Here is a 10,759-nt window from a genome sequence, read left to right as displayed (position 1 = left end):
GCAGCCATTCCTCGGCGCGGGGCTCGGTCAATTTGTAATCCCTGGACGCGGGCCTGACGCGCACGGCGGCGAAGCGAGAGTTGAGGTCAGTGTTGATCGCCAGACGCTGAGTGTCGGCTGCACGCCCACGACATAGTCGAGGCCGAGTGCCGACAGGCCGGCGCGGAATGCGCCGTCCACGCCATAGCCGGCATCGGCCAACACCACACCGGGCGCCACTCCGGCTGCCTGGGCGGCTCGGATCTGCTCCAGCGCGATGGCCGGTTTGGTCTGGAATGCGACGCTGTCAGGGATCTTCGCCTTGCGCCGCCGCTCGGCATCGTCGGCCCAGATCTCGGGTAGATACAGCCGGTAGGCAATCGGCAAGCTCGCTGCGACGTTGGCGATCGACAAGCTGACCGCGACTTGGCAGTTGTCCTGCTTGCCGAGTTGGCCACAATATTGCCGCGCCACCCCGACCGAATGCCTGCCCTACTTGGGAAAGCCGGTGTCATCTACAATCCACGCCTCGATCGGCCCATGTCGCTCGATCAGCGGCAGCACCAAATCGCCAATCCGCCGCAGAAGCGCCTCGTCCGACCACGGCGCCTGACCGACGAAATGCAGTAACGACTGATGCTTGGACGAAACCCTCGCCGGTGCCGTTACCGCTGCCAGAGGCTCGACACTCTTGCGCTCCACCGGCAGCATGAGGCCAAGGCAGTAATCCTTCAGCGGCTCTGCCCGATCGGCATGGCCGATCACATCGACAAGCCTCTCGACATAATCCGCAAAGTCTGATTCACTTCTTCCGCTCAGGCCATTCATCTCAGCTTGCTCCTGCTGACCACGAATCGCCACGCTAGCACATCATCGCAAACCGCGAATCTCCCGTTTTTTGTGACTCAGTAAGACTAGAGAGCCAGCGATTCTTCGATGGCCCTGGCAATAAATTCGCCTCCCACGCGACTTGGCTGCCGTAGGACATGTGTCGACGGCAGCCTCTTTTTTTGAGGTGATCCGGATCTTAACATCGTCGAACCCGGCGTCGATGTTGGAGGGCGGCAACCAGCGTTAGAGGCCGCCCATGCAGAGGTACTTCATTTCGAGATAGTCCTCGAGACCGTGCCGAGAGCCTTCGCGTCCAATGCCGGACTGCTTGATGCCTCCGAAGGGTGCCACCTCCGATGACATGCGGCCAGTGTTGATGCCAACCATGCGCCTCGGCCACGCGCCAGACGCGTTTGAGGTTCGAGGCGTAGAAATAGGCGGCGAGGCCGTAGATCGTATCGTTGGCTTCCCGAATCACCTGCTCCGGGTCATCATAACGGATGATCGGCGCCAGCGGACCGAACGTCTCTTCCTGCGCGATCCGCATCGAACCGACGACGTTGGTGATGACGGTCGCCTCAAAAAATGTTCCCTTCGCGCCGATCCGACGACCGCCGCAGCGAACCATCGCCCCTTTTTTGACAGCGTCATCGACATGCGCTTCGATCTTTTTCAGAGCATCATTGTCGATTAGAGGCCCGTTGCCGTCCGAAAAGCGGATGAAACTGATGTGTAACCAGCACTAGCTGCTGATCTGTGCTGGTCGAGGCTGCATTCTCAGATAAGGTACAAGTGGTTGGAGGCTGGCAAGTTCGTTTGGCCACCCGGTCCGCGATGGCGCCATGCAGATGACGCGCGAAGAGTTCTCGCTTTTGCTAGCCGGTATTGACTGGACGCGCGTCAAACGAAACGCTGTGAGGAGGCCCTCAAAAGCAGGCTGATCCTGTCGGTTTTACGTGAAGATTCAGGCTCCTATGGTAGGGCCAGTCATGCCGCTTCGACATGATCCCTTACCCCAGGACACCGTGCAACTGACCCGGATCATTCTCTCGCTCAACGAAGAGAATGCCGACCTTAAGGCGCGCGTGGCCTTCCTTGAGCGCCTGCTCTTCGGGACGAAATCGGAGAAGATGACGATCATCGATCCGACGCAGGCAATGCTCGACCTTGGCCATGTGAGCGACATTCCCGTTGCTGCCAATGACGATGTCGCGCCGGTCGGTGAAGACAAAACGCCGGCACGGCGATCGCCAGCGCGCAATATCGGCCGCTTGCCCAAGTACCTTCCGCGTTATGACGAGATCATCGAGCCGGAGAGCAAGACTTGCCCCTGCTGTTCGTTCGAACTTCATTGCATCGGCACGGACGTCAGCGAGGCTCTCGACATCGTGCCTGCGGTTGTCCGGGTCAGACGGACGATCCGACCGCGCTATGCCTGCCGGGCCTGCGAAAGCGTTGTTGTGCAGGCGTCGGCACCAGCGCGCGTGATGGACGGTGGCATGGTGACCACGGGCGTTTGCCGCGCATGTCGCTGTTTCGAAGTTTGCCTGGCATCTCCCGCTCAACAGACAGGCGCAGATGCTGGCCTCCTGCGGCGTCATGATCGATCGCGGCACGCTCGGCGCCTGGGTCACGTGGGTCGCCTGGTGGCTGGAGCTTCTCTACGATGCGCTCACCGCCTTCATCCGCTCGCAGCCGGGGGTATTCTGTGACGAGAGTATGCTGCAGAGGCACGGAAGGAGTTCAGTATGAACTGACACTGTGTCGTAAAGCTGCGTGAATGATGGAGGCTGGCCCTCCGGGATCGGTTTTCGGGAGCGGGTCTCACCAGTCCGAGCTGCTGCGGTAAAGAGCCGTGGTGGTGAGCGTCGGATGAAAAGTTCGGACGAGATCGAGCAGGTGCGTGTCCGAAAGACGAACGAAAGTGAACCATCCGAAGACGCGTCGTTAAGAAATTCAAGCGTCGTCGAAACCAGGACCGTTTCGTCATCCTGGGATAAGCCCGCGCAACGAGACAAGGAGCCTCCTGCCGGAGCGCCACAGTTCACGCAGTTGCAGGGCCGATACCTGGTCTTCATTTATGCCTATACCAGGATCTTCAAACGCTCCCCGGCAGAAGCGGACATGCGTCGCCACTTTGAGGTGACCGCACCGTCTGTACACCAGATGGTGATAACCCTGGAAAAAGCCGGCCTCATTCAATGCCAGCCTGGAGAAGCGCGAAGCATTCAATTGCTCGTAGAACCTGAGGCGCTGCCAATCCTACGCTAGCTCACCAGTCAGAATCTCTTAGGAGCGGTACTAGTTGCCGTGGTGGCATAGCGATTGAATGGATAAAAAAAGTTTCAAAGGGCTTCGCAAACTTACAGTTTTGGCACGGACAGTGAGAGGACGGAAAATGGCACAAGATAAGCTAGTTGGCTTAAACCGGCGCAATCTTCTATCGCTAATCGGTATGACTGCAGGCAGTATGACGATGTACCACGCCATGACTACGCTCGGGCTGGCTGGTGAGTCTAGATACAACGGACCAATAAAGCTGGAAGGCGCTCCGAAGGACACTTCCGTCTTGATTCTTGGAGCAGGATTGGCGGGTATGACGGCAGCACTCGAACTGCGTCAGGCCGGTTACAACGTGAAAATACTGGAATACAACAATCGAGTAGGTGGCCGAAATTGGACGATACGCGGCGGCGATAGCGTGAAGGAACTGGGCGGCGAGATCCGGAATTGTGAATTTGATGAGGGGCTTTACATCAATCCTGGTCCGTGGCGAATTCCGTATCATCACCATGGCTTGCTCGCATACTGCAAGCGGCTGGGCGTGGTGCTAGAGCCCTTCCAACAACTCAACCACAACGCGTTCCTGCACTCCACAAGGGGGGGCGGCGGCAAGCCGCAGCGAGTGCGTTACGTTATGACCGATATTCGGGGACACATATCAGAGCTGCTGTGTAAGGTGACGCGCAAGGGCGCACTCGAAGGGAGTGTCACTAAGGAAGATCAGGAGATGCTACTTGAGGCCCTTCGCTCCTGGGGCGCGTTGGATGAGAATTATGCCTACCAGAATAGCACACACGTGAGAGAGTTTCGCGGTTCGGTCGAAGCCTATCGCGCGGGGAGAAATAGCGTCGTGCCAACGTCCGGAAAGCCGCTGAGCCTTTCCGAAATACTAGGTTCGGGCCTTTGGAGCGATCTAGCCGCTTTTGCGCGCTATGAATTCCAAACAACCATGTTCCAGCCACGTGGCGGCATCGACCTGATTGGCAAGGCTTTCAGCAAGGAAGTGGACGACCTCGTCACCTATAACGCCAAGGTGACAAAGATCGAGCAGGACGAGAAGCGCGTCACGGCCTATTACGAAGACAGCGAGAATCCCGGTACAATACAGCGGGCGAGCGGCGACTGGTGCGTATGTACGATTCCCCTGACGATCCTCAGTCAAATCGACATCAATGTCAGCGCCGAAATGCTCGCAGCGATCAAAGCTGTACCCTATGCATCATCCGTGAAGGTAGGCCTACAGTTCAAGCGTCGTTTTTGGGAGGAAGATGACCTGATTTTCGGGGGCGTGAGCTACACCAATCTGCCGATCCGGCAGATTTCTTATCCAAGCAGTGACTTCAATACGAAGGGAAAGGGCGTTCTGCTGGGCTGTTACACTTGGAATGGGCCGAATTCCTATGAGTTCACGTCAATGGCTCCCGAGGAACGCGTGAAGCGGGTTGTCGAATACGGTGCGCGGATCCATCCTCAATACAAAGAGGAGTTCGAAAATGGCGTTTCCTGGGCCTGGCATCGCTCCCCGTTTACACTTGGCTGCGCCGGGGACTGGACGGAAGACACCCGCAGGGAACACTTCAATAATCTTTGCAAGATCGACGGTCGCGTAGTAATCGCCGGCGAGCATGCATCCCAAGTCCCGGCCTGGATGGAGGGGGCGATTCTCTCCTCACTAGACGCAATCACAAGGCTTCATAAGCGCATCATGGCTGGCTGATAATACGTTGCGACCAATTGAAGGTTTTTTCCGATGGCGAAAAACTCCAAAGGGCCTCTAGGCTCCGTTGTTGTTTCAATCTTGACGATGGCGCTCGCTGTCCCCGTCGGAGCCCAAGTAATGTTGAGCGACGGTGAGAACTTCAGTGAACAAAGCGGGGAAGCGCTGTATGCGAACGTCTGTGCCGCTTGTCATATGAACCATGGGGAAGGTGCGATGGGGGCAGGCAAATATCCGGCCCTTACTCAAAATCAGAATCTAGTGGTCGGGGATTACCCAGTTTACTTGGTGCTCCACGGGCATACAGGCATGCCACCTATCGGTCATATGATGAGCGATGACCAAGTTGCTGCCGTCGTTAACTACGTGCGCACAAATTTCGGCAACAATTACGAAAATGAAGTGACACGCGAGGACGTGGCGGACATCCGATAAGGCGAACACGACGGTCCGTTTCGAAAGAAGAGAATGACCGCAGCAAGCCAAATTCTCTACGGCGTCGACTCATAAACTCTGGCACCATATTCTTGTTGCGACGAGCTTTACGGCGGCGAGGTAGTTTTCCGGGTGCTTGTCATATCGGGTTGCGATGCCTCGGAACTGCTTGATCCTGTTGAAGAACCGTTCCACGAGATTACGTTGCCGATAGACCCAGCGCGAAAATACAAAGAGCCCTTGCGATTACTCTTCGGCGGGATGTTGGCCCAGGCCTTTCTCTCGGCGGCCTTAGCCCGTATGGCATTCGTGTCATAACCCTTGTCGGCCAGCAGGATGTCCCCCTCGCCAAGCTCATCCGTCAGCGCGTCGGCTTCGGCACAATCGGCGATCTGTCCACCAGTCAGACGCAGATTGACCGGGCGACCTTCGGCATCGACGAGCGCATGGATTTTGCTCGTAAGGCCGCCGCGGGAACGTCCCATGCCACCATCGTCTCCATCCCTTTTTTCCCGTGTCCGCGTGCTGGTGAACGCGGACACAGGTCGAGTCGATCATGACGATGTCGCCATCGTAGGCCTTGGACACCGCTTCAAGAAGCCGATCCCATACCCCGGCTTTGCGCCAGCGGACGAAGCGGTTGTAACAGGTCGTCGGCGGGCCATAGCGTTCCGGAACTTCCGCCCAAGGCGAGCCCGTTCGAAACCGCCAGAGGATGCCATTCAGTACCCGCCGATCATCAACGCGGGCAACGCCGCGTGGCTTGTTGGGTAACAACGGCGATATAATCGACCATTCGTGGTCAGTCAGTTCGTAGCGACGACCGTCATCAAATGCTTCCCTATTTCGAAGCCTTGAATCACGGCGGTCGATAAATGCCAAGAAATTTTATGAGTTTACGCTGTAATCTTCCAGGAGCGATCAATCCTGGCGGATCCAGGGGGGACGAACGTGTGCTGCAGGCACACATGAAGGGAGTTCAACATGAACAACTAACGTGTGGACAAGCTGCGTGAAAGATGAGGGTGGGCCCCTCGGGATCGGCTTTCAGGAGCAGGTTCCAAACCAGTCCGAGCTGCTTGCTGCGGTAAAGAGCCGTGGTGGTGAGCGTCGGATCAAAAGCTCATGGCATGACCATGAGCAGGTGCGTGTCCGAAAGACGAACAAACGTGAACCCTCGAAGACTCGTCGTAAACTGGTCAGATACCGTCAAAATCAGGGGCGGTTCGTTCCTCTGAGACAAGTCCGTCAGGAGCCTGATTATCGGGCGGACGGCGGTCGGCGGTGAGAGGGCGTGAGTCGGTCACAGGCTTTTGCGCGGAACTGCAGGAACCAGCTTTCTGATGCCAAGGGAGAAGCACAAGCGGCACATCACCGTGAGGCGAGAGTACAGATACAGGAAGTTGGGGCGAACCGACCCGTAGTAGTGATGAAGGCGCTTTAATGGAGCTGGAGCAAAGGGCTCGGATCAGGTGGTCGTATTTTCGAAACAACTGGAGACAGGATGACGTCGGCGGATACGACAGACAAGCCGTTTAGGATCGATAAGCGGCTGGTGTACGAAGCTTATAAAGCGGTCAAATCCAATGGTGGTGCGGCCGGAGTGGATGGGCAGACGATCGAGCAGTTCGAAGCCGACTTGAAGGGTAATCTCTACAAGATCTGGAACGGGATGAGTTCGGGAAGCTACTTTCCGCCACCGGTCCGTGCCGTCCCCATTCCCAAAAAGACTGGGGGCCAGCGGATTTTGGGTGTGCCCACCGTGAGCGATAGGATCGCGCAAATGGTGGTCAAACGGCTCATTGAACCGGAACTTGATCAGATCTTCCGGCCAGATTCCTACGGCTACCGACCGGGCAAATCTGCTCTGGACGCGGTAGGGATCACGCGTCAGCGGTGCTGGAAATATGATTGGGTTTTAGAGTTTGATATCAAGGGCCTAAATGACAACTTGGCGCACGATCTCTTGCTCAAGGCGGTCCACAAGCATGTCAAGGGTCAAGGGGCGTTGCTCTATATCGAAAGATGGCTGACGGCGCCCTTGGAACAGGATGGACAAAGGATAGGGCGGATCGCGGTACCCCGCAAGGGGGTGTGGTCAGTCCGATTCTTTCAAATCTGTTCCTGCACTACGCATTTGATCTCTAACCGGACATACCCCGACCTCCCATGGTGCCGGTATGCGGATGACGGTCTGGTGCACTGCCGGACCGAACAGGAAGCGGAGGCCGTCAAGGCTGCCCTTCAAGCAAGGCTGGCGGAATGCCAGCTGGAAATGCATCCCACCAAAACCAAGATCGGTTACTGCAAAGACCCCAAACGCAGGGGAACGTATCCGAACGTCAGCTTTGACTTTCTCGGATACTGTTTTCGACCGCGAGTGGTGAGAAATCCGCAAAATGGGCGACTGTTCTGCCGATTTACGCCGGGGGTTGCTCCCTCGGCGCTGAACCACATGCGGGCGACGATCCGGGACTTGAAACTCCGACAGAAAACGCATGTGTCGCTGGCCGACATTGCTCGCGAGATCAATCCGCTCCTCCGGGGGTGGATTGCGTATTACGGGCGGTTTACGCCATCGGCGCTGGATGCCTTGCGGCGTTACGTCAATCAGACGCTGTGCGTGTGGGTGAGAAGGAAGTTCAAGCGCTATGCCCGTTCGACCCAAGCAGGGAAATTTCTACAACGCCTTGCCCAAAGTCGAACGAAGCTTTTCGTGCATTGGCAGCTCGGAATAACCGGTAAGTTCGTCTGATGGGAGCCGTGTGAAGCGACAGTTTCACGCACGGTTCTGAGAGCGCGGAGGGTGAAGTCCCTCCGCGACTCGCCCGATCGCGACATGGCTTCAAACGCCGCTACTAAGAATGGTCTCGTCCTCCCGAGCCTTTGCCGCAACGCAAGCGGAATGATGGTGCAGCCGCTCGGCGCGGCGACCGAATGTGAGTTTGAACCGGCAATGGAAACAGGCCCGTTCACGCGAACAGGCTCAGCCTTGGATGCCGAAAGAGCGACCGAAGAAAACATGCGATGGAGTTCTTGACCCGATCTTCCCATATGAGTCGCTCGCTCCCAAGAACGTAAATGGTCAAGCGAGGACAGAAGCATCGGCGCTGCAGTTAACTGAACGGATCTGTGATGCTGTATCCTTCAGCATCGTTCGCGCTGTTGTCCAAGACATGACTGTTTGTTGGCAAGCCTGCCATCTGACAAGAGGGCACTAGCAAAAGGAATACGAAGCTCCCAGAAGAAGGCCTTGCAAACTCTTATTTAGATCATCCTTCGCGAGGCGCCTCCTTCGCCCCGGAGATTGAGGTCGATATTTCGTCCGGTTCGCAAAGGGACGGAAATGGTGCGATTGACCACCTGATCAGATTAACGGCACGCTCCAGCATCATTTCTGTCTGAGAACGACTTGACGAACATGCGATGACATGTCCAATCGAGTCTAAATAATCACCTCTTCTGACGATTTGTGCCTTTGGTGTAACGTAAAATTTGACCTCGTTGACACCCGGTACAGCAGCCGCGCGATTGTCACCACTGATCCAATCGAGGATGCCATCGCCCTCCGGAAGCAGGCTCCTCACTGCTGCTATGTGCGAATGCTTTGCTCGCAAGTCACAAATTTGTTGGCCGATGACAAGATTGATGTGCGCCGTGATCAAATCAACGCCGTACGCCAGTTGAACCAGTCTAGCTTCCCCGGTCGGAAGGCGGGGATTAACTTCAATGACAACTGGGCCATCGTTCGTCCATCGGAATTCAATGTTTGCCGGTCCCCATCCAAGACCGAGAGCTCGCAAGCAGCTAAGTGAAACATCGATGATGCGTTGAAGTTCGGTTTCAGTCAGCGGGGCAGGAAAGGTGTATTCACGAAAGACGAAATGTGGCGGGGGGCCGAAGTCAGCGGTACCAATTGCAATGACTTGGTTTCCCATTGTATTAGCGCCGTAGTACGGGCCTTGTGCGAATTCTTCGACGAGTATCTTCGGCGAAGATTGCCACGGGTGATCTCCGTCGAGCAGATGGCTCGTATGTTGAGCTAACTCTTTGGCATCCCGGCACAATCGGACACCGCTGCCGCCGAGGCCTGCGGTTGGCTTTAGTATCACCGGCAGACCAATCTTCTCCGCTGAGCATTCCACCTCCATTGCATCTGTTGCCAAGCGGTAAGCAGGTACTGGAACTCCGTATTCCGCGAGTACTTGGCGTTGCACAAATTTGTCGCAGCATCGATCAATCGATGCGGGGTCCGGTCCAGGTAGAGTGAAGTGTCGACAGAGTCGGGCAACTGTTGCATAGACTGTCTCGCTCGGGCTTGGAAACCCGGTAATGCCAGCAATCTCATAAGTCGTGCTTAACTGGTAGCATTCGCGGATTAACGCATCGAGATCGTCTGTATCGACACAGATTGTCTGAACCTCGTTCGCGCCAAGATAGTCGTACTGAGCTGGATCTGCAGACAGAGTAATAAGATGGAGACCAAGCCGCTGAGCCGCTTGGACGTACAGCGGGCCATTAGCCCGTGAACCTTCAATTAAGATGAGTGTTCTTCCTTTCATTGGCGTCAACCTCCATGTGGCGTGCTTTCAGGCGAGCTGAGGATGAATTTCCATCAGTTTTTACGCACGCCTCTCCGCGGATTTGCGGGTGAACGTATCATTGCCGAGCAATCTGCGAACGCGAAGATTTTGTAAATTTTTTCTGAGAGGACGTGCGACGACGTCTAATATTGCTGTGGCAAACTACTGTCATCCGTGAGCGCGACGAACAACCCACCTTTTCTTTTGTGAATGAGGCCGTGAGATAAGCTCCTTCATCGATAGGAGCGGAATGGAATGGTTGGAGATCGCGTTGATGCCATGCTTGAAGTCATGGATGAAGGCATGCATGAAGCCAGGCATGAGGGAAAGTATCGCCGGATCGAGGTGATCACCGGTCGGCGCCAGCGGCGGAATTGGACTGACGAGGAGAAGGCGCAGATCCTTGCGGAAAGCGCAGAACCTGACGTGAACATCTCGGCCGTTGCCCGGCGCTGGGGCGTCAATCGCGGCTTGCTGAATGTGTGGCGACGGGATGCCGGACTAACCTCTCAACGGTCGGCAAAGGCCAGTTTGCCGTCTGCCGTGTTCGTGCCGGTGACAGTGGTTGGGGATGGCGCACGACACGAAGGCTCGCCATCGAATGCCTCGGAGGTTCTTGCTGGCCGAATTGAGATCGAAATTGCGGGCGCACGCATGACGGTTATCGGCTCGGTGGCGCCCGAGTTGGCGCAGGCGATGGTGGCGGTGTTGCGAGGGCGCCGGTGATCGGACTTTCACCAAGCGGTGTGAAGATCATGGTTGCGACGCGACCTGTCGACTTCCGGCGCGGCATGAATGGCCTGGTGGCGTTGGTGGCGTCAGCCCTTGCGGCCGATCCATATTTATGCATCGGGTGAGATTTTGTGGCGGAGCCATTACGGCGCCAGCCGGGGACTGCCAAATCTAGAATTCTCCGCCACATAATATTTCA

At 56.4% G+C, this 10,759-nt stretch carries 6 protein-coding genes and 6 pseudogenes; 8 read left to right on the top strand and 4 right to left on the bottom strand.

The window, feature by feature from the left end; all coding sequences use genetic code 11:
* Window positions 1-807: pseudogene (locus tag GGD46_RS34195) on the bottom strand (IS701 family transposase); the annotation flags it as partial.
* 246 nt (window positions 808-1,053) lie between these two features.
* A pseudogene (locus GGD46_RS33260) lies at window positions 1,054-1,510 on the bottom strand (aldehyde dehydrogenase family protein); the annotation flags it as partial.
* 90 nt (window positions 1,511-1,600) lie between these two features.
* Between GGD46_RS33260 and tnpB (GGD46_RS33255) the strand changes: the two are divergent.
* From tnpB (GGD46_RS33255) to GGD46_RS33235, 5 genes and pseudogenes are all read left to right on the top strand, one after another.
* Window positions 1,601-1,751 (top strand): annotated as a pseudogene (gene tnpB / locus GGD46_RS33255) (IS66 family insertion sequence element accessory protein TnpB); the annotation flags it as partial.
* Window positions 1,752-1,799: 48 nt separating this feature from the next.
* A pseudogene (locus GGD46_RS33250) lies at window positions 1,800-2,541 on the top strand (transposase); the annotation flags it as partial.
* Between the two features lie 141 nt (window positions 2,542-2,682).
* A complete protein-coding gene (locus GGD46_RS34630) occupies window positions 2,683-3,081 on the top strand; it encodes a LexA family transcriptional regulator (RefSeq protein ID WP_376766909.1) in 399 nt (132 codons plus the stop codon).
* A gap of 127 nt (window positions 3,082-3,208) precedes the next feature.
* Window positions 3,209-4,810: a flavin monoamine oxidase family protein gene (locus GGD46_RS33240; RefSeq protein ID WP_004128922.1), complete on the top strand. Its 1,602-nt coding sequence runs from the start codon at window positions 3,209-3,211 to the stop codon at window positions 4,808-4,810.
* A gap of 120 nt (window positions 4,811-4,930) precedes the next feature.
* Window positions 4,931-5,245 (top strand): c-type cytochrome, encoded by a 315-nt coding sequence (locus GGD46_RS33235; RefSeq protein WP_245276724.1) that lies wholly within the window; start codon window positions 4,931-4,933, stop codon window positions 5,243-5,245.
* Between the two features lie 69 nt (window positions 5,246-5,314).
* Here GGD46_RS33235 and GGD46_RS33230 read toward each other — a convergent pair.
* Window positions 5,315-6,055, bottom strand: a pseudogene (locus GGD46_RS33230) (IS5 family transposase).
* A gap of 694 nt (window positions 6,056-6,749) precedes the next feature.
* Between GGD46_RS33230 and ltrA the strand changes: the two are divergent.
* The gene (gene ltrA / locus GGD46_RS33225) at window positions 6,750-8,000 is read left to right on the top strand and encodes a group II intron reverse transcriptase/maturase (RefSeq protein ID WP_004128932.1); all 1,251 of its coding nucleotides are present in this window, start codon (window positions 6,750-6,752) and stop codon (window positions 7,998-8,000) included.
* Window positions 8,001-8,517: 517 nt separating this feature from the next.
* On the opposite strand, the gene GGD46_RS33220 is transcribed toward ltrA, so the two are convergent.
* Entirely contained in the window at window positions 8,518-9,807 is a 1,290-nt protein-coding gene (locus tag GGD46_RS33220) for an acetyl-CoA carboxylase biotin carboxylase subunit family protein (protein WP_004128937.1), read from the bottom strand.
* Between the two features lie 276 nt (window positions 9,808-10,083).
* On the opposite strand from GGD46_RS33220, the gene tnpA reads away from it, so the two are divergent.
* Both tnpA and tnpB (GGD46_RS33210) read left to right on the top strand, forming a co-directional pair.
* A complete protein-coding gene (gene tnpA, locus GGD46_RS33215; protein ID WP_004128939.1) occupies window positions 10,084-10,554 on the top strand; it encodes an IS66-like element accessory protein TnpA in 471 nt (156 codons plus the stop codon).
* A pseudogene (gene tnpB, locus GGD46_RS33210) lies at window positions 10,551-10,670 on the top strand (IS66 family insertion sequence element accessory protein TnpB); the annotation flags it as partial. The gene tnpA and the pseudogene tnpB (GGD46_RS33210), both read left to right, overlap by 4 nt.
* Window positions 10,671-10,759 lie beyond the last annotated feature (89 nt).

The organism is Martinezella lusitana (genome assembly GCF_014207095.1).
Taxonomy (GTDB): Bacteria; Pseudomonadota; Alphaproteobacteria; order Rhizobiales; family Rhizobiaceae; genus Rhizobium; species Rhizobium lusitanum_B.
The sequence above is the reverse complement of the archived record's forward strand: the minus strand, read 5'-3'. Positions and strand labels throughout refer to the sequence as shown.